Origin of the sequence: Nonomuraea fastidiosa, assembly GCF_042751225.1 — a bacterium.
Lineage (GTDB): Bacteria > Actinomycetota > Actinomycetes > Streptosporangiales > Streptosporangiaceae > Nonomuraea > Nonomuraea fastidiosa.
Genome location: NZ_CP170570.1, coordinates 1,758,139 through 1,775,244, shown reverse-complemented (window position 1 = coordinate 1,775,244; position 17,106 = coordinate 1,758,139). Strand labels below are relative to the sequence as shown.

General features: G+C 70.7%; 18 protein-coding genes. 12 read left to right on the top strand and 6 right to left on the bottom strand.

The features are described 5' to 3' along the window. Positions 1–20 precede the first annotated feature (20 nt). Positions 21–665, bottom strand: a complete 645-nt coding sequence (locus ACFMQL_RS07980) for a phenylalanine--tRNA ligase beta subunit-related protein (protein ID WP_364059345.1) — start codon at positions 663–665, stop codon at positions 21–23. Positions 666–739: 74 nt separating this feature from the next. On the opposite strand from ACFMQL_RS07980, the gene ACFMQL_RS07975 reads away from it, so the two are divergent. The 3 genes from ACFMQL_RS07975 to ACFMQL_RS07965 all read left to right on the top strand — a co-directional run bounded on the left by ACFMQL_RS07975 (position 740) and on the right by ACFMQL_RS07965 (position 3,054). After that, positions 740–1,306, top strand: coding sequence for a winged helix-turn-helix domain-containing protein (locus ACFMQL_RS07975; RefSeq protein ID WP_364059342.1), 567 nt, complete (start codon positions 740–742; stop codon positions 1,304–1,306). Further along, positions 1,303–2,586: an MFS transporter gene (locus ACFMQL_RS07970; protein WP_378785086.1), complete on the top strand. Its 1,284-nt coding sequence runs from the start codon at positions 1,303–1,305 to the stop codon at positions 2,584–2,586. The genes ACFMQL_RS07975 and ACFMQL_RS07970 overlap by 4 nt, the downstream gene beginning before the upstream one ends. Positions 2,587–2,895: 309 nt before the next feature. Beyond that, positions 2,896–3,054 carry a hypothetical protein gene (locus tag ACFMQL_RS07965; protein WP_364059336.1) on the top strand — a complete coding sequence of 53 codons (159 nt, stop codon included), beginning with the start codon at positions 2,896–2,898 and terminating at the stop codon, positions 3,052–3,054. 274 nt (positions 3,055–3,328) lie between these two features. On the opposite strand, the gene ACFMQL_RS07960 is transcribed toward ACFMQL_RS07965, so the two are convergent. Then, positions 3,329–4,174, bottom strand: a complete 846-nt coding sequence (locus tag ACFMQL_RS07960; RefSeq protein WP_364059333.1) for a glutathione S-transferase C-terminal domain-containing protein — start codon at positions 4,172–4,174, stop codon at positions 3,329–3,331. Between the two features lie 46 nt (positions 4,175–4,220). Here ACFMQL_RS07960 and ACFMQL_RS07955 point away from each other — a divergent pair, with 46 nt between their 5' ends. From ACFMQL_RS07955 to ACFMQL_RS07920, 8 genes are all read left to right on the top strand, one after another. Further along, the gene (locus tag ACFMQL_RS07955) at positions 4,221–5,279 is read left to right on the top strand and encodes an MBL fold metallo-hydrolase (protein WP_364059330.1); all 1,059 of its coding nucleotides are present in this window, start codon (positions 4,221–4,223) and stop codon (positions 5,277–5,279) included. A gap of 96 nt (positions 5,280–5,375) precedes the next feature. Then, complete coding sequence (locus ACFMQL_RS07950; protein WP_364059327.1) at positions 5,376–6,248, top strand: SDR family oxidoreductase; 873 nt, start codon at positions 5,376–5,378, stop codon at positions 6,246–6,248. A 245-nt stretch (positions 6,249–6,493) separates the two neighbouring features. After that, a complete protein-coding gene (locus tag ACFMQL_RS07945) occupies positions 6,494–7,651 on the top strand; it encodes an ROK family transcriptional regulator (protein ID WP_364059324.1) in 1,158 nt (385 codons plus the stop codon). Positions 7,652–7,663: 12 nt separating this feature from the next. Then, the gene (locus ACFMQL_RS07940) at positions 7,664–9,148 is read left to right on the top strand and encodes a sugar ABC transporter ATP-binding protein (protein ID WP_378785084.1); all 1,485 of its coding nucleotides are present in this window, start codon (positions 7,664–7,666) and stop codon (positions 9,146–9,148) included. Further along, complete coding sequence (locus tag ACFMQL_RS07935) at positions 9,148–10,155, top strand: ABC transporter permease (protein ID WP_364059318.1); 1,008 nt, start codon at positions 9,148–9,150, stop codon at positions 10,153–10,155. The genes ACFMQL_RS07940 and ACFMQL_RS07935 overlap by 1 nt, the downstream gene beginning before the upstream one ends. Then, entirely contained in the window at positions 10,152–11,201 is a 1,050-nt protein-coding gene (locus ACFMQL_RS07930) for an ABC transporter substrate-binding protein (protein ID WP_364059315.1), read from the top strand. Before ACFMQL_RS07935 ends, ACFMQL_RS07930 begins: the two co-directional genes overlap by 4 nt. 17 nt (positions 11,202–11,218) lie before the next feature. Beyond that, on the top strand, positions 11,219–12,370 hold the full coding sequence (locus tag ACFMQL_RS07925) for a Gfo/Idh/MocA family protein (RefSeq protein ID WP_378785083.1): 1,152 nt from the start codon (positions 11,219–11,221) through the stop codon (positions 12,368–12,370). Next, complete coding sequence (locus ACFMQL_RS07920; RefSeq protein WP_364059590.1) at positions 12,367–13,374, top strand: sugar phosphate isomerase/epimerase family protein; 1,008 nt, start codon at positions 12,367–12,369, stop codon at positions 13,372–13,374. Before ACFMQL_RS07925 ends, ACFMQL_RS07920 begins: the two co-directional genes overlap by 4 nt. Before the next feature lie 194 nt (positions 13,375–13,568). Here ACFMQL_RS07920 and ACFMQL_RS07915 read toward each other — a convergent pair whose 3' ends face one another. From ACFMQL_RS07915 to ACFMQL_RS07905, 3 genes are read right to left on the bottom strand one after another with little or no spacing between them, the layout of a single operon-like run. Further along, positions 13,569–14,660, bottom strand: coding sequence for a Zn-dependent alcohol dehydrogenase (locus ACFMQL_RS07915; protein ID WP_364059309.1), 1,092 nt, complete (start codon positions 14,658–14,660; stop codon positions 13,569–13,571). Between the two features lie 42 nt (positions 14,661–14,702). Further along, positions 14,703–14,894, bottom strand: coding sequence for a ferredoxin (locus ACFMQL_RS07910; RefSeq protein WP_138716482.1), 192 nt, complete (start codon positions 14,892–14,894; stop codon positions 14,703–14,705). After that, positions 14,891–15,343, bottom strand: coding sequence for a pyridoxamine 5'-phosphate oxidase family protein (locus tag ACFMQL_RS07905; RefSeq protein WP_364059305.1), 453 nt, complete (start codon positions 15,341–15,343; stop codon positions 14,891–14,893). Before ACFMQL_RS07905 ends, ACFMQL_RS07910 begins: the two co-directional genes overlap by 4 nt. An 85-nt stretch (positions 15,344–15,428) precedes the next feature. Between ACFMQL_RS07905 and ACFMQL_RS07900 the strand changes: the two genes are divergently transcribed. Next, complete coding sequence (locus ACFMQL_RS07900) at positions 15,429–16,058, top strand: class I SAM-dependent methyltransferase (protein WP_364059587.1); 630 nt, start codon at positions 15,429–15,431, stop codon at positions 16,056–16,058. A 24-nt stretch (positions 16,059–16,082) separates the two neighbouring features. On the opposite strand, the gene ACFMQL_RS07895 is transcribed toward ACFMQL_RS07900, so the two are convergent. After that, positions 16,083–17,063, bottom strand: coding sequence for a DUF1702 family protein (locus ACFMQL_RS07895; protein WP_364059302.1), 981 nt, complete (start codon positions 17,061–17,063; stop codon positions 16,083–16,085). Positions 17,064–17,106: the final 43 nt, after the last annotated feature.

Genomic DNA, 17,106 nt, shown 5'->3' with positions numbered 1-17,106 from the left:
TCAACACCGTGGGCGGAGGTTTATTTCCCGGATGTCAGTACTCTGCGCGCGATGCTGACGTCCGGCGACAGCTCCCTGAGGAGTGCGGCCAGCTCATCGCCTGCCTGCTCCAGCTCCTCCAGCGACATCGGCTCGAGGCGTTCGAGCAGGAAGATCGCGTTGGTGGTCTCCTCGGTGAGCCGGGTGCGCACGACCTGGCGCCAGTTCCAGCGGCGGCAGGTGACGCCGATGTCGTCGCGCCAGATGACCTCACCGGGCTCGGGCTGCCCGAGCGCCTCCTCCGACGGCTCGTCGCCGGTGGCGCGCACCAGCCGGGCGGGGCCTGAGTAGCGGTCGAGGTCCTCGCCGCCGATGGGCAGCGCGTGCTTGACGCTCACCGAGTTGTACGCGTCGACCGCCAGGTTGATCTCCGGCAGCGGCATGCGCCGGGTGAGCGCGTCGACCGAGGGCCTGGTGCGCGACGGCTTGGCGCCGAACGCGCGGTAGGCGTCCTTCCAGGCGTCGATCTTGGCCGTCTGGACCTCCACCTCGGCCGCCTCTTTCAGCCAGCCGCGCGACCTGTCGTCCGTGGGCCCGTTGCGCAGGCCGTGTGCGGTCATGGCGAGCACCGCGAAGTCGGGGCGGAGTGCGAAGACGGAGTCGTCAACCCAGATGTCGTCGAGCATCCCCACAGTCTAGGAGCGCGCAAAACCGCAAAAGTACCTTTGCAAAATTGCTTTTGCGGGTTATCGTCGGCGGCATGGAGGACCGCTACAAGATCAGTGATCCGCAGGCGCTCAAGGTGGTCGCACACCCGCTGCGCGGCCGGCTGCTCGGCCTGCTGCGCACCGAAGGGCCCGCCACGGCCAGCGAACTGGGCCGCAAGACGGGGGAGAGCTCGGGCTCGACCAGCTATCACCTGCGCGAGCTGTTCAAGTACGGCTTCATCGAGGAGGACCCGGGCGGCCGTGACGGCCGCGAGCGCCGCTGGCGCGCCCGCCACCGCTACACCTCGTGGAACAGCCGTGAGATGGTCGGCGTGCCGGGCGGGCGCGAGGCGGTCGAGGTCATCAGGACCCGGCAGGCCGAGGTGCTGGCGGAGCGGATCCTGGGGTTCGACGAGGACGACTGGCCGCCGGAGTGGGTCGAGGCGGCGGGCGTGGACGACCACTTCGCCGAGCTGCCGCCGCAGGCGCTCGCCGAGTTCATGAGGCGGGCCGAGGAGCTGCTCGGCGAGCTCACCGCCCGGTACGCGGGCGCGCAGGACAGCCGCCCCGTCCACCTGTTCGTGGGCGGCTTCCCGCAAAAGCGGGAGGAACGGACGTGACCGCGCGCTCGGCTCTGCGGCGTTACATGCTCGTCAGCTTCCTGACCTGGCTGCCCACCGGGCTCCAGATGACCGTCATGGTGCTGCTGATGAGCGAGCGCGGGCTCGGCCTGGCGGAGATCGGGCTGGCTACGATGGTGTTCTCGGTCGTCACCGTGAGCCTGGAGCTGCCCACCGGCGGGCTGTCCGACGTCGTGGGGCGGCGCGTGGTGCTGGCCGCATCGGCCGCGTTCACCGTGGCGGCGCTCGTGCTGATGAGCGTCTCCACGACGTTCTGGATGTTCCTGGCCAGCGGCGTGCTCAAGGGCGTGGCGCGGGCGCTGTCGAGCGGCCCGGCCACCTCCTGGTACGTCGACACGCTGCACGCCGTCGAGGGCCGGGAAGCCGACCTCGCGCCCGGCCTGGCCAAGGGCGCGATGATGGAGTCCGTCGCCCTGTGCACGGGCGTGCTGGGCGGCGGCTGCCTGCCGCTGCTGGTGCCGTCGTCGCTGATGTTCCCGCTGGCCGCGCCGCCGCTTGCGGGGGTGGTGGCCGCCGCGGCGCTGCTGGTCGTGGTGCTGTTCGCGCTGCCCGAGCCGGCCCGCGCGCGCAGGTCGCTCGGCGGCGTGCTGCGCGAGGTGCCCGCCACGGTCGTGGGCGGCGTCCGGCTGGCGGCGGGAGCGCCGGTGCTGCGCCGCATGATGGGCGCCGCCGCCGTCTCCGGCCTCATGCTGGTGAGCGTCGAGCTGCTCACGCCGGGCCGGCTGGCCGAGCTGGCGGGCACGGCCGAGCGGGGCAGCCTGTTCTACGCGGTGGTCGCGGCGCTCGGGTTCGCCGGCAGCGCGGCGGGCAGCGCGCTCGCGCCCCGTACGGCCGCGCTGGCGGGCGGCTCGGCGCGGGGAGCGATGGCAGGGACGCTGCTGAGCGCGCTCGCCGTCGCGGCGCTCGCCGCCACGTCGTCGCTCGACGGACTCGCGGGTACGGCGAGCGCCGGTGTGGCCTACGTCGTGCTGTTCGTCGGCGCCGCGATCACCTCGGTGCTCTGCCTGGAGCTGACGCACAACGCGGTGACCGCGGCCGAGCGCACCACCGTGACCTCGACCGGCTCGCTGGCGTTACAGGGCGGCAGCGCGGTGGGGAACCTGGCGCTCGGCGCGCTGGCCGCCCAGGCGGGCCTGGCGTGGGCGTGGACGGTCGTGGTCGTGGTGCTGCTGGCCTCGGTCCTGTTCTTCGTACGGCTGCCGGTGGCTCAAGGCTCCAGTCCGGCTCAGGCCCCGCGGGCGCGATCCGGCTCGGGTTGATGCCGATCCGCGGCCTGCTCGGTCGTCGTCCGGGCGGGCTGTCGTCGTCCGGGCGGGCTGAATGCCCCCACGCCGGGGGATCCGGCAAGGCGGCCCCCGACCCTGTCCGAATGGTGCCGGTCGTTCCGGGTTTGCGGCTTTGTTGCTCCACGTTGGTTCACGGATCGGGAAAGAATTCTTGCGACACGCCGATCACTTGAATGCATCGGTCCTGGTAGATGCGCGATGATCCTCGGCATGCCAGGAATACCAGGGAGAGTGCAGCGGCCTAAGGGGACCGGTGGGGGCAATGTGCCTTTGCAGACCCGTGTGCCGGAAGTGCTCAAGAAGCGATTCGACCTGGCCGCCAAGCGGCGCGGGATCTCGTTGTCGCTCTACATGGAGTGGTTGATCGATCTGGACCCGGAGGCGCCCACGCCTGCCGAGGTTCTGGCCGAGGAGGGCGGCGACAGGCTTCTGACCGCATAAAGAGGCAGGCCCCGGCAGGCGGGCGGGACGCGCCAGAGGGGGCGGCCTTACCGCCCGCCCTCCTGGCAGAGAGGAGGGCCTCAGGGGCGGGCGTCCCGGGCGGCCTGCGCGCCGGCCGCCGGGCCGGCCTGCCTGGGCGTGGGCGGGTCGTGACCGCCCAGGCCGGCCCGGGCAGGGCGTGGGTGAGGCGTGGTCGCGGTGCTGACGGCCCCGGGCAGGGTGTGGGCGGGTCGTGGTCGCGGTGCCGGCGGCCCCGGGCCGCCGGTGGCCGGAGCTAGAGGCTCCAGTCCAGCTCAGGCCCCACGGGCACGATCCGGCTCGGATTGATGTTGGTCTGCGTCATGTAGTAGTGGCGCTTGATCTGGTCGAAGTCGGTGGTCTCGCGGAAGGCCGGGATGGCGTAGAGGCGGCGCGCGTACGCCCACAGCGCCGGATAGTCCACCAGCCGCCGGACCGAGCACTTGAAGTGCGAGTAGTAAACGGTGTCGAAGCGGGCCAGCGTGGTGTAGAGGCGGATGTCGCTGTCGGTGAGCGTGTCGAAGAGGAACTCCGACTCCGCCAGGCGCACCTCGAGGAAGTCGAGGGTGGTGAACACGCGGGCCACCGCCTCCTCGTACGCCTGCTGGCTCCGCGAGAAGCCCGCCTCGTAGACCGCGTTGTTGAGCCCGTGGTAGAGGCGGTCGTTCATGATGTCGATGTCGGGACGCAGGCGCTCAGGATAGAGGTTGGGCGAGGTGCCCCAGGACATCTCCAGATCGAGGGTGATCTGGGGGAAGTCGTTGGTGACGATGCGCTTTTCCTTGATGTCCCAGATGCAGGGGACGGTGTAGCGGCCGGTGTAGCCGGGGTCGGTGGCGTGGTAGAGCTCCGACAGGTATTCGGGGTCGCCGCCGGGGACGCGCCAGCCCTTCTCGTCGCGGATGGGGTCGGTGATGGCGACCTCGAGCAGCTCCTCCAGGCCGAGGAGCTTGCGGACGATCAGTACGCGCTGGGCCCACGGGCAGGCGTAGGAGGCGTAGAGGCGGTAACGGCCGGGCTCGGGCGGGCCGAGCCGTTCCGTGAAACGGTTCGGCTGGCGGACGAAGCGGCCATCATCGGAGATCTCGCGGCTCGGCTTCATGACCCCTAGTAGAACACGATTCTGTGACAGAACTATATTCGGGCGTGTGGCGAAATTTGTGGTGACCCCCGCGAACGCGGCACAGCGGGAGGCATGGGCAGGCGGGAGCGTTCCCGGCGTCGAGCGCGTACGCCCCGGCCTGTGGTCCATCCCGGTGCCGATCCCCATCAACCCCCTCCGGTACGTGCTGGTCTACGCGCTCGAACTCCCCGACGGCGTCGCGATCATCGACGCCGGATGGAACACCGACGAGGCGTACGACGCGCTCGTGGCCGGCCTGGGGGTGGCCGGGTACGCGATCACCGACGTCAAGGGGGTGCTCGTCACCCACATCCACCCCGACCACTACGGCCTGGCCGGGCGGGTCCGCGAGGTGTCGGGCGCCTGGATCGCGCTGCACCCCGCCGACGCCCGCCTGATCCGCGAGCGCTACGACGACGACGTGATCGACGCCCTGGTGCGGCGGGAGCGGGCGCTGCTGCGCCGCTGCGGCGTGCCCGAGCTGACGCTGGACGAGCTGGCCGGCGCGTCCATGATGATCAGGCACGTGGTCACCATGGCCAAGCCGGACCGCCTGGTCGAGGACGGCGACGACCTGGGCCTGCCCGGCTGGGACCTGCGCGCCGTCTGGACCCCCGGTCACTCGCCCGGCCACCTGTGCTTCGTCTCGCCCGAGCGGCGGGTGCTGTTCTCCGGCGACCACGTGCTCGCGAAGATCACGCCGATCGTGGCCGTGCACCCGCAGTCGGGGCCGAACCCGCTCGCCGACTACCTCGACGCGCTGGCCGCCGTGCGCAAGCTGGAGGTGGACGAGGTGCTGCCCGCCCACGAGTACCGCTTCCTGGAGCTGGCCGAGCGGGTGGACGCCGTGATGGCGCACCACGACGCGCGCCTCGCCGAGATCGAACGGGTGCTCGCCGAGGGCGGCGCGGCGGCCTGCTGGGACGTCGCCACCAGGCTCACCTGGTCGCGGCCGTGGGAGACGATCCCGCCGTTCATGCGGCGCTCGGCCAACAACGAGACGCTGGCGCACCTGGCCTGGCTTGAGGCCAAGGGCAGGGTGGTGCGCGAGCCGGGCGAGCCGGACCTGTGGCACGCGCCTTAAGGCGATCGCGAGCGGGGCGAGCCGGATCTGTGGCGCGCGCCCTGAGCCGGTTATCGTAGGCGTACTAGAACGATGTTCTCCTGCCTGGGAGGTTCGATGCTTCGGTTCGACGACAGGGTCGCGATCATCACGGGGGCCGGGCACGGCCTCGGCAGGTCGCACGCGCTGCTGCTGGCGGAGCGCGGGGCCAAGGTCGTGGTCAACGACCTCGGCGGCGCGCTCGACGGCACCGGCGCCTCGGAAGGGCCCGCCGCCGAGGTCGTCGACCTCATCACGAAGAACGGCGGCCAGGCCGTCGCGAGCACCGACAACGTCGCCACCCCCGAGGGCGCGCGGGCCATCGTGCAGACCGCCGTCGACGCCTTCGGCAAGGTGGACATCGTCGTCAACAACGCGGGCATCCTGCGCGACAAGTCGTTCGGCAAGATGACCGTCGAGGACTTCGACGCGGTGCTGGCCGTCCACGTACGCGGCTCGTACCTGGTCAGCCAGGCCGCGTACCCGCTGATGAAGGCCGCGGGCTACGGCCGCGTCGTCAACACCTCCAGCCCGGCGGGCCTGTTCGGCAACTTCGGCCAGGCCAACTACTCCACCGCCAAGATGGGCCTGGTCGGCCTGACCAAGACGATCGCCATCGAGGGCGCGCGCAACGGCATCAAGGCCAACGCCATCGCGCCGATCGCCTGGACCCGCATGACCGAGGCGCTGCTGCCGGCCGAGTTCGAGGCCAAGTTCACCCCCGAGCGGGTCAGCGCGCTGGTCGCCTACCTCGTGCACGAGTCGTGCGAGACGAGCGGCGAGGTGTTCAGCGTCGGCGCCGGCCGGGTGGCACGGGTGTTCGTGGCCGAGGGGCCGGGCTGGAAGACCGACGACATCACGCCCGAGGCGATCGCGAGCAACTGGGAGTCGGTGATGGCCGAGCAGCCGTACGTGCTGACCGCCGGAGACTCCATGAAGGCCATGCTCTAGCACCGTACGTTCCTCGGGGGCCCCGTCGCCGCACGCCGGCGACGGGGCCTTCGTGTCGGTCCGCTTCCCGAGTGCGCGTAGGCCCGGAGCCGCGCCGTCGCCGCACGTCGGCGAGGGGGGCTTTTGTGTCAGAACGGTGGATTTTTGAGAACAAACAGGTCTTTGTTCGATCTTCGGCGGAAGTAAGGCGAGTTTGGTCGATACAGGCTCTTGATTTGCCGCATCAGCGATCTTATTGTCGCGGCATGACCCCCCAGCCGGGTTCCGCCGGCGACGTGCTGACGCTGATCAGCGCGGGCTCGGCGACCACCCGTTCCGACCTGGCGAGGCTCACCGGCCTGGCCAGATCCACGATCTCCCAGCGCGTGGACGCCCTCATCGAGCGCGGCCTCATCGAGGAGACCGAGAGCGGCGAGTCCACCGGCGGCCGGCCGCCGCGCCAGCTCCGCCTGCACACCGAGGACCACGCCTTCGCGGGCGTGGACCTGGGCGCCACCCACTGCCGGGTCGCGCTCATGGACATCTCCGGCAACGTGCTGGCCGAGTGCGAGGACCCCCTGCTCATCGCCGACGGCCCGGAGAGCGTGCTGGCCCACGTGAACCAGCGCATCGACCACCTGCTCGCCCAGGCGGGCCGCCCCCACAGCGCGCTGCGCACGATCGGGATCGGAGTGCCCGGACCGGTCGAGTTCGCCACCGGACGGCCCAACAACCCGCCGATCATGCCGGGCTGGAACGATTACCCCATCCCCGAGTACTTCGAAGGCGTCGACGTCCTGGTGGACAACGACGTCAACGTGATGGCGCTGGGCGAGCACCGCAACGCCTTCACCGACATCAAGCACCTGCTGTTCGTCAAGGTCGGCACCGGCATCGGCTGCGGCATCATGGCCGACGGCAAGCTGCACCGGGGCGCCCAGGGCTCCGCGGGCGACATCGGTCACATCCGGGTCAGCGGCCACGACGACGCCGGCTGCCGGTGCGGCAACAGCGCCTGCCTGGAGGCCGTGGCCGGCGGCGCCGCCATCGCGCGCCGGCTGAGCGAGCTGGGCCTGCCCGCCGAGTCGGGCGCCGACGTCGTGGCGCTCGTGCAGTCGGGCAACACCCAGGCGCTGCGCCTGGTCAGGGAGGCGGGCCGGCTCATCGGCGAGGTGCTCGCCAGCCTGGTCAACTTCTTCAACCCCGAGGTCATCGTCATCGGCGGCGCGCTGTCGCGGGTGCACGAGCACCTCGTCGCCGGCATCAGGGAGACCGTCTACCGCAGGTCGCTGCCCCTGGCCACCCATCACCTGTCCATCACGCCGAGCCGTACGGGGATCAACGCCGCCGCCCTGGGCGCCGGGATCCTCGCGATCGAGCACTACCTGTCACCGGAAAACATCAACCGCATCGTCAACGCCTGAAAGGGACTCCCGATGCTGGTCATGAAGGGCATCGTCAAGCAGTTCCCCGGCGTGCGCGCGCTGGACGGAGTCGATCTGGACGTACGGGCGGGCGAAGTGCACTGCCTGCTCGGCCAGAACGGCGCCGGCAAATCCACCCTGATCAAGGTGCTGGCAGGGGTGCACCAGCCGGACGAGGGCACGATCACCTTCAACGGGACCGAGGCCCGCCCGAGCAGCCCCATCGACGCCATCAGGCTCGGCATCGCCACCATCTACCAGGAGCTCGACCTGGTCGACGGGCTCACCGTGGCGGAGAACATCTTCCTCGGTCACGAGCACGCCCGCTTCGGCTTCGTCAACAGGGCGGCCGGCTGCTGCGCCGCCGCCGCCGTGCTGGAACGCCTCGGCCACCCGGAGATCCGGCCGTCGGCGGAGGTCGGGCGGCTGTCACCGGCCGCCAAGCAGGTGGTCTCCATGGCCCGCGCGCTCTCCCACGACGCCCGCCTCATCATCATGGACGAGCCGTCGGCCGCGCTCGCCCACGACGAGGTGGAGAACCTCTTCCGCATCATCCGCGAGCTGACCGCCCAGGGCGTCTCCGTGGTCTACATCTCCCACCGCCTGGAGGAGATCCGCGAGATCGGCGACCGGGTGACCGTGCTGAAGGACGGCCGCACGGTCGCGGTCGGCCTGTCCGCCCGCGACACGCCCACCTCCGAGATCGTGTCGCTCATGACCGGCCGCAACGTCGAGTACGTCTTCCCGCCCAGGGCCGAGCGCCCTCCGGGTGAGGAGGTGCTGCGGGTGGAGAACCTGAGCTCGCCCGGCGTCTTCTCCGGGGTGTCGTTCTCGGTGCGGGCCGGGGAGATCGTGGGGCTGGCCGGGCTCGTCGGCTCCGGCCGTTCGGAGATCCTCGAAGCCGTGTACGGCGCCCGCCCCGCCACCGGCCGCGTCCTGCTCGACGGCCGCCCGATGCGGCGCAGCGTCGTCGGCACCGTACGCGGGGGCATGGGCCTCGCCCCCGAAGAGCGCAAGGCTCAGGCGCTGCTCCTCGACCAGAGCGTCACCGCGAACATCACGCTGGGCACGCTGCCGGGCTTCGCCAGATTCGGCTGGCTCGACCGCAAGCGGGAGCGCGCCGAGGCCCGCCGCCTGGCGGAGATGCTCGACATCCGCCCGCCCGACCCCGAACGCCCGATCAGGACCCTGTCGGGCGGCAACCAGCAGAAGGCCGTGCTGGCCCGCTGGCTGCTCGGCGGCCGCAAGCTGCTCCTGCTCGACGAGCCGACCAGGGGCGTGGACGTGGGCGCGCGGGCCGAGCTGTACGCGGTCATCCGCGACCTGGCCGAGCAGGGCATCGGCGTCCTGCTGGTCTCCAGCGAGGTGCCCGAGGTGCTCGGCCTGGCCGACCGGGTGCTGGTGCTGCGCGAGGGCCGGGTCATCCACGAGGGCGAGGCGGCCGAGCTGGACGAGCATCGCGTACTGGACATGATCATGAATGGGAGGGCGGCGTGATGAGCGAGCCCGCAACAGACCAGCCCGCCGCGAAGGCGGTGCTGCCGATGCGGCCGTCGATCCGCGGGGTGACCGAGATGCGCCACCTCGGCCTGATCGGCGCGCTGGCGCTGCTGGTGATCGTCGGCCTGATCACCAGACCCGAGAACTTCGCGACCGCCTCCAACCTGGTCAGCATCCTGTCGCTGGCCGCCACGATCGGCGTCATCACCGTGGGGGCGACGTTCGTCATCATCGGCGGCGGCATCGACCTGTCGGTGGGCGCGGTCATGGCGCTGGCCAGCGTGTGGGCGACGACGGTCGCCACACAGTCGTACGGGCCGGCGGTGATGGCCATGTGCGCCATCCTCGTCGGCACCGGGGCAGGGCTGGTCAACGGCATCCTCATCGCCTACGGGCGGCTGGTGCCGTTCATCGCCACCCTGGCCATGCTGGTCGCCGCCCGCGGCCTGGCCCAGCGCATGTCCGACCGCAAGACGCAGCTCATCCAGCCCGAGAACACCGCCATCGTGGAGCTGTCGACCACCCGCGTGCTCGGCATCCCGCTGATGGTCTACATCTTCGCCCTGGTCGTGGTGCTGGGCTGGATCGTGCTCAACCGCACGACCTTCGGGCGGCGCACGTACGCGGTGGGCGGCAACCCTGAGGCCGCCCGCCTGGCCGGCATCGACGTACGCCGGCACACGATGCTGCTGTACGCCCTGTCGGGGCTGTGCTGCGGCATCGCCGCGATTCTCATCATGGCGCGCACGACGACGGGCTCGTCCACCCACGGCGACCTGTACGAGCTGGACGCCATCGCGGCCGTCATCATCGGCGGCACGCTGCTCACGGGGGGCAGGGGCACGATCATGGGCTCGATCCTGGGCCTGCTGATCTTCACCCTGATCACGAACCTCTTCATTCTCAACGGGCTCAACACCAGCGACCAGCTGATCGCCAAGGGCCTGATCATCGTCGTCGCCGTCCTTCTCCAGCGGCGGAACCTGAAGGAGAGAGCACCATGAGTGACCACGTCGCGCGCAGGGGATTCCTCGTCGGCGGAGCCGTGCTGTTGGCGGCGGGCTGCACCAGCAACGAACCGGCGGCGGCGCCGAGCAGCGCGGCGCCCGCGCCGTCCGCCGCGGCCACCGGCGGCAACGACCAGCCGGGCGAGAAGGTGACGATCGGCTTTTCGGCCCCCGCCGCCGACCACGGCTGGATCGCCGCCATCGCCAAGAACGCCGAGGCGACCGCGAAGCAGTACTCCGACATCGACTTCAAGCCCGTCGAGCCCACCAACGACATCAACCAGCAGATCTCCGCCGTGGAGTCGCTGATCGCGGCCAAGGTGGACGCGCTGGTGATCCTGCCCAACGACGGCCAGCAGCTCAACCAGGTGGCGCTGCAGGCCACCGAGGCGGGCATCCCGGTCGTCAACCTCGACCGCATCTTCCCCGACAAGCTGGCCTACCGGACGTGGATCGGCGGCGACAACTACGGCATGGGCGTGGCCGCCGGTCACTTCATCGGCAAGCAGCTCAAGGACAAGGGCGTGTCGAACCCGGTGATCGTCGAGATCCAGGGCATCGCCACCCTGCCGCTGACCCAGGAGCGCAGCAAGGGCTTCGAGGACGCGCTGAAGACGTACGGCTTCAGCGTCACCGCCAAGCAGGACGCGCAGTTCACCGTGGAGACCGGCAACGAGGTCGCCACCTCCCTGCTGCAGGCGCACAAGAAGATCGACGCGATGTGGAACCACGACGACGACCAGGGCGTCGGCGTGCTGGCCGCGATCAAGGAGGCGGGCCGCGACGAGTTCATCATGGTCGGCGGCGCCGGCTCGCTGAACGCGATGCGGGAGATCCAGTCGGGCACGTCCGTGCTCAAGGCGACGGTCACCTACAGCCCGACCATGGCCTCCTCGGCGATCAAACTGGCGCGTCTGATAGCACAGGGGAAGGGCATGAGTGATCTGGTGGAAAACCAGGTGCCCCAGTCCATAACGCTCGCGTCCGAGACCATCACCAAGGACAACGTCGAGAACTACCTGGCGCTCGGCTTCGAATCCTGAACCTGATCGGGGGTTGCATGTCAGACAAGACCACCATCGGCGTGGGCATGGTCGGCTACGCCTTCATGGGCCGCGTCCACTCCCAGGCCTGGCGCAGCGTCGGAGCGTTCTTCGACCTGCCGCTCGCACCGCGCATGGCGGTGCTCGCGGGACGGTCGAAGGAACGCACCGAGGCGGCCGCTGCGCAGCTCGGCTGGGCCGACGTCGAGACCGACTGGAGAGAGCTGGTCAGACGCGACGACGTGCAGATCGTGGACATCTGCACGCCCGGCGACTCGCACGCCGAGATCGCCATCGCCGCGCTTGAGGCCGGCAAGCACGTCATCTGCGAGAAGCCACTGGCCAACACCGTCGCGGAGGCCGAGGCCATGACGCAGGCGGCGGCCAAGGCACCGGGCAAGAGCATGGTGGCCTTCAACTACCGGCGGGTGCCCGCGGTCGCGCTCGCCCGCCGGTACGTCGAGGAGGGACGCGTCGGCGAGATCCGCCACGTCCGCGCCGTCTACCTGCAGGACTGGATCGTCGATCCGGAGTTCCCGCTGGTCTGGCGGCTGCAGAAGGACAAGGCGGGCTCGGGCGCGCTGGGCGACATCGGCGCGCACATCGTGGACGCCGCCCAGTTCATCACCGGCCAGAACCTCCTGGGCGTCTCCGCGCTGACGGAGACGTTCATCAAGGAGCGCCCGCTGGCCACCGAGTCGGCGGGGCTGGGCGCCACCGGCTCGGCGGAGCGCGGTCAGGTCACGGTCGACGACGCCGCGCTGTTCATCGGCAGGATGTCCGGCGGCGCGCTGGCCTCCTTCGAGGCCACCCGCTTCGCCAACGGGCGCAAGAACGCCATGCGCATCGAGATCAACGGCTCGCGCGGCAGCCTCGCGTTCGACTTCGAGTCGATGAACGAGCTGTGGTACAGCGAGGGCGGCGGCGGGTTCGAGCGGATCCTCGTCACCGAGCCCGACCACCCGTACGTCGGCGCCTGGTGGCCGCCGGGCCACGGCCTCGGCTACGAGCACACGTTCACTCACGAGGTCAAGGACTTCTTGGAAGCGATCGCCAACGGGACCGACCCGTCGCCGTCGTTCGCCGACGGCCTGCGGGTGCAGCGGGTGCTGGAGGCGGTCGAGCGCAGCGCGGCCGACAACAGCCGCTACACGGAGGTGGAGGACTGATGAGACCGATCACGCTGTTCACCGGGCAGTGGGCCGACCTGCCGTTCGAGGAGGTGTGCAGGCTCGCGGCCGAGTGGGGCTACGACGGCCTGGAGATCGCCTGCTCGGGTGACCACTTCGACGTCGAGCAGGCGGTGTCCGACCCCTCCTACGTGGAGCAGAAGCGCGCCCAGCTCGAAAAGCACGGCCTGAAGGTGTGGACGATCTCCAACCACCTGGTCGGCCAGGCCGTCTGCGACCACCCCATCGACGAGCGGCACAAGGCGATCCTGCCGGCCCGCATCTGGGGCAACGGCGACCCCGAGTCGGTGCGGCAGGCCGCGGCCGAGGAGATGAAGAACACCGCCCGCGCCGCCGCGGCGCTCGGCGTGAAGACCGTGGTGGGCTTCACCGGCTCGTCGATCTGGCACACGGTCGCGATGTTCCCGCCCGTGCCCGCCTCGATGGTGGACGCCGGCTACCAGGACTTCGCCGACCGCTGGAACCCGATCCTCGACGTCTTCGACGAGGTCGGCGTGCGCTTCGCCCACGAGGTGCACCCGAGCGAGATCGCCTACGACTACCACACCACCGTGCGCACCCTTGAGGCCATCGGCCACCGGCCGGCGTTCGGCCTCAACTGGGACCCGTCCCACATGGTGTGGCAGGACATCGACCCGGTCGGGTTCATCCTCGACTTCAAGGACCGCATCTACCACGTCGACTGCAAGGACACGCGGGTCCGCGTCGGCGACGGCCGCAAGGGCCGCCTGTCGTCGCACCTGCCGTGGGCCGACATGCGCAGGGGCTGGGACTTCGTCTCCACCGGCCGCGGCGACGTGCCGTGGGAGGACTGCTTCCGCGCCCTCAACGCGATCGGCTACGACGGGCCGATCTCGATCGAGTGGGAGGACGCCGGCATGGACCGGCTCGACGGGGCCAAGGAGGCGCTGAGCTACATCCGCAGGCTCAACGCCATCACGCCGCCGAGCCAGGCCTTCGACGCCGCTTTCTCCACCACCTGAGCGGCGGGGGACCGGACCGGCCGGCGTCCCTGCGGGGGCGCCAGGCGTATGTCCGGATGTCCGCTTTCTCTCCTCTTGGGCGGGAGGCCCCTGTGCGGGAGGCCCCTGTGCGGGAGGCCCCTGTGCGGGAGGCCCCTGTGCGGGAGGCCCCGACCACGCCGGCGTCTCCTTGCGGCGCGGAGCGCGTCCGGGCGTCAGTCCATCACCACGATCTGGCGCAGCACCTCGCCGCCGCGCAGCGCCTCGACGGCGTCGTTGAGGTCGCCGAGCCGGATCCGGGCGCTGATCAGTGATTCGAGGTCGAGCAGCCCGGCCTTGTAGAGCTTGGCGAAGTACGGGAAGTCATGTCGCACGTCGGCCTCGCCGTACAGGCTGGACAGCAGGTTCTTGCCGTCGAAGAGCAGGTTGAACGCGGAGATCGACACCATGTCGTCCAGCGCGCCCGCACCCACCACGATCACGTCGCCGCCCGCGCGGGCGAGCTGCCAGGCGCTCTGGATGGTCGCGGACTTGCCGACCACCTCGAAGGCGTAGTCGAAGCCCGCGCCGCCGGTGAGCTCCTTCACCGCCTCGGCCGCCTGCTCGGGCGTGGTGGTGTGGGTGGCGCCGACCTTCCTGGCCAGCTCGTGCTTGGACACCAGCGGGTCCACGGCCAGGATCGTCCGCGCGCCGCTGACCCTGGCGCCCTGGATGACCGACAGGCCGACGCCGCCGCAGCCGATCACCACGACCGTGGAGCCGGGCCGCACCTTCGCGGTGTTGATGGCCGCGCCGACGCCGGTCGTGATGCCGCAGCCGATCAGCGCCGCCGCCTCCCACGGCAGGTCGTCGTCGATCTTGATCGCGCCCTGCCAGGGCACGATCACCTCCTCCGCCCAGGTGCCGCACCCGGCCATGCCGAACGCCGTCGCGTTGTCGCCGCCGAAGCGGAAGTTGCCCTTGCTGAAGGACTCGATCAGGTACTTCATGCACAGGAACGGCTGACCGCCCACGCACAGGTCGCACTCGCCGCACGCGGGACGCCAGCTGATCACCACGTGGTCGCCCGGCTTGACCGAGCTGACGTGCTCGCCCACCTCGACCACCTCGCCCGCGCCCTCGTGGCCGGGGATGAGCGGCACCGGCTGCGGCAGCACGCCGGACATGGCCGACAGGTCCGAGTGGCAGACGCCGGTGGCCCGGATCCGTACCCGGACGTCGGCCGGCCCGACGGGGGCGAGGGTGACGTCGTCGCGGAGGTCGAGCTTGCTGTCGGTGCCTACGGCGTGCAGGATCGCGGCGCGCATGGAAGTTCCTCCTCGTGCCTGGGGGTGGTCCGCCGTGTGCGGCTATTCTTCGATGGACAGGGCGGCTTTCGGGCAGGACCTGACCGCGTGGCGGACGCGGTCCTGCAGCTCGGGGGGTGGTTCGGGGAGCAGGATGTGCAGCTGGTCGTCGTCGTCCACCTCGAACACCTCGGGTGCGAGCCCCATGCACACGGCGTTGGCCTCGCAGACCAGCTCGTCGACCTTCACCTTCATCTGAGCCTCCTGTGATCCCATGAGACCACTCTGGTGCGCTCGACGACGTACGCGACCCGCTTGAGCCCGGTTTTCTCGACGTAGGGGAGCAGCAGCTCGTCGGCCACTCCCGGCGTCGTGCGGCGGGCGACCTTGAGGCCGATGGCCATGACGTGGTCGCGGTCCTCCACGAGCGTGGCGGTGCCGTAGACGAGCGCGCCGCGCAGCTCGTCGTAGCTCTCTCCTGCCTCGACCAGGCAGCTCACGCGGGGGTCGCGGGCGATGTTCCGGGCCTTCTGGGACTTGCGGTAGGTCCAGAACGCGATCCGGCCCTCGTCGAGGCCGTAGAACATGGTGACGAGGTGCGGCGTCCCGTCGGGGTTGATGGTGGCCAGCTGCAGCTTGCCGGAGCTTTCGAGGAACGCGGCGATCTCGTCCTCCGGCATCGCGATGCGAGCGCGCTGATTCACGTGCCAAGTAGAACAGGTTGCAGAACGGCCCGGCAAGAGCCCGGCGGAATGTTATTCGGTTCGGCTAGGGTGCAGGGCTATGACGATGCCGCCAGAGCTGCTGCGCGCGGCCCAGCAGGCCAAGGGTTTCATGCCGGACGACGAGGGCCTGGCGCTCTACGAGGCGGCCCGCCGCTACGGCAAGCTCGGCCCCATCGGCGAGATCGGCACCTACTGCGGCAAGTCGGCCATCTACCTCGGCGCGGCGGCCCGCCAGACCGGCTCCGTGGTCGTCACCGTCGATCACCACCGGGGCTCGGAGGAGATCCAGCCCGGCTGGGAGCACCACGACCCCAGCCTGATCGACCCCCGCTTCGGCAAGATGGACTCGCTGCCGTTCTTCCGCGCCACCATCGCCGCCGCCGGTCTCGAAGACGAGGTGATCGCCATCGTCGGGCGCTCCGAGCAGGTGGCCAGGCTGTGGAACACCCCGCTCGGCATGCTGTTCATCGACGGCGGACACTCCGACGAGCCCGTCACCCGCGACTACGAGGGCTGGGCGCCCCACGTCAGGACCGGAGGCGCGCTCGTCTTCCACGACATCTACCCCGACCCGGCCGACGGCGGGCAGGCCCCGTACCGGGTCTATCTGCGGGCGCTGGCCTCCGGCGCGTTCGCCGAGGTGGCCGTGACGGGGTCGCTGCGCGTACTGGAACGTGTCGCGCCCGGCATCTGAGTCGCACCTGGCACCTCGCGCCCGTCAGTAGCGGTGCCTGCGGGTCCACGCCTGGCGGATCCGCGACTGCCAGCGCTGGAAGTCCTCATTCGTGTGCGCCTCGTGCCCGAGCGCGATGAGCGCCTCGTCCGTCCAGGAGGCGGCCTCGTCGGGCTCCGCGCCCGCCAGGATCGGCACGGCCTGCGCCGCATGGTCGGGCAGCAGCCCCGAGCGCAGCCGCGCGCTCACCGCGAACGCGCACCCCTGCGCCAGGTACGCGCGGAACCCGTCGGCCCCCGCGTGCTCCGTCAGCCACCACAGCTCGTCGGCCTCGGCGCCGCCGGTGTAGGTCGCCGCGAACCCGACCCCGCTCCACAGGTCGGCCCGGCGCGAGGGCGGGTAGCTCGCGATCCGCGCCGCCACGTCGTCGGGCGAGGCGCAGTCGTGGTACCACAGCAGCCGCCCCAGGCCCTGGTCGAACACCGCGCAGTGCGCCCGGGTCAGCAGGTCGGGCATCATGCGCTCGCCCACCATGCGGTCGGTCCTGGACAGCCCCCACTGGAAGCCGAACCCGTCCACGGCCAGCCAGCGCAGCAGCGGATGCGCCCGCCGCGCGCCCCACACCGGGCGCAGCCGCAGCAGCGCGTAGCCGCGCCCGGCACCGAGGTAGGCGGCGTGGCGGTGATGCTGGGCGGGGCCGGCCAGTAGCTCGTGAAGGCGCCGGCCCCGGGTCAGAGTGAGCAGGTCGAGCACCGTGCACGCCGCGGCGGCGCCCTCGTAGCCGAAGGGCCGCTGCTCCTGCGGGATCTCCTCGACCTTCTCGATCTCGCGGGAGATCGCCGCGTTGTAGCCGAAGACGTACGACTGCTCGGCCTTGCCGAAGACGGTACGGGCGGTGCCGCCCCTGAGCCGGAACCTGCGCCGGCTCAGATCGGATTCCAGCGGGTCCTTCGCCAGCAGCCTCAGCAGCCCTTTCGGGCGCGACAGTGCCGGCAGGGTTGTCGGCTCGGTCCTGACCTGGTCCAAGAACGAAGTTGTGCCCGTGTCGCCCACGCTTCCCCCGAAGACG

Bases quoted from the DNA above. Each gene is read 5' to 3' on its own strand.
- ACFMQL_RS07915 (WP_364059309.1), bottom strand. From the start codon at position 14,660: ATGCGCGCCGCGATCCTGCACGCCGTAGGCACCGACAGCAAGCTCGAC.
- ACFMQL_RS07930 (WP_364059315.1), top strand. From the start codon at position 10,152: ATGAGTGACCACGTCGCGCGCAGGGGATTCCTCGTCGGCGGAGCCGTG.
- ACFMQL_RS07900 (WP_364059587.1), top strand. From the start codon at position 15,429: ATGCCGCCAGAGCTGCTGCGCGCGGCCCAGCAGGCCAAGGGTTTCATG.
- ACFMQL_RS07980 (WP_364059345.1), bottom strand. From the start codon at position 665: ATGCTCGACGACATCTGGGTTGACGACTCCGTCTTCGCACTCCGCCCC.
- ACFMQL_RS07945 (WP_364059324.1), top strand. From the start codon at position 6,494: ATGACCCCCCAGCCGGGTTCCGCCGGCGACGTGCTGACGCTGATCAGC.
- ACFMQL_RS07950 (WP_364059327.1), top strand. From the start codon at position 5,376: ATGCTTCGGTTCGACGACAGGGTCGCGATCATCACGGGGGCCGGGCAC.
- ACFMQL_RS07960 (WP_364059333.1), bottom strand. From the start codon at position 4,174: ATGAAGCCGAGCCGCGAGATCTCCGATGATGGCCGCTTCGTCCGCCAG.
- ACFMQL_RS07975 (WP_364059342.1), top strand. From the start codon at position 740: ATGGAGGACCGCTACAAGATCAGTGATCCGCAGGCGCTCAAGGTGGTC.
- ACFMQL_RS07925 (WP_378785083.1), top strand. From the start codon at position 11,219: ATGTCAGACAAGACCACCATCGGCGTGGGCATGGTCGGCTACGCCTTC.
- ACFMQL_RS07910 (WP_138716482.1), bottom strand. From the start codon at position 14,894: ATGAAGGTGAAGGTCGACGAGCTGGTCTGCGAGGCCAACGCCGTGTGC.
- ACFMQL_RS07940 (WP_378785084.1), top strand. From the start codon at position 7,664: ATGCTGGTCATGAAGGGCATCGTCAAGCAGTTCCCCGGCGTGCGCGCG.
- ACFMQL_RS07935 (WP_364059318.1), top strand. From the start codon at position 9,148: ATGAGCGAGCCCGCAACAGACCAGCCCGCCGCGAAGGCGGTGCTGCCG.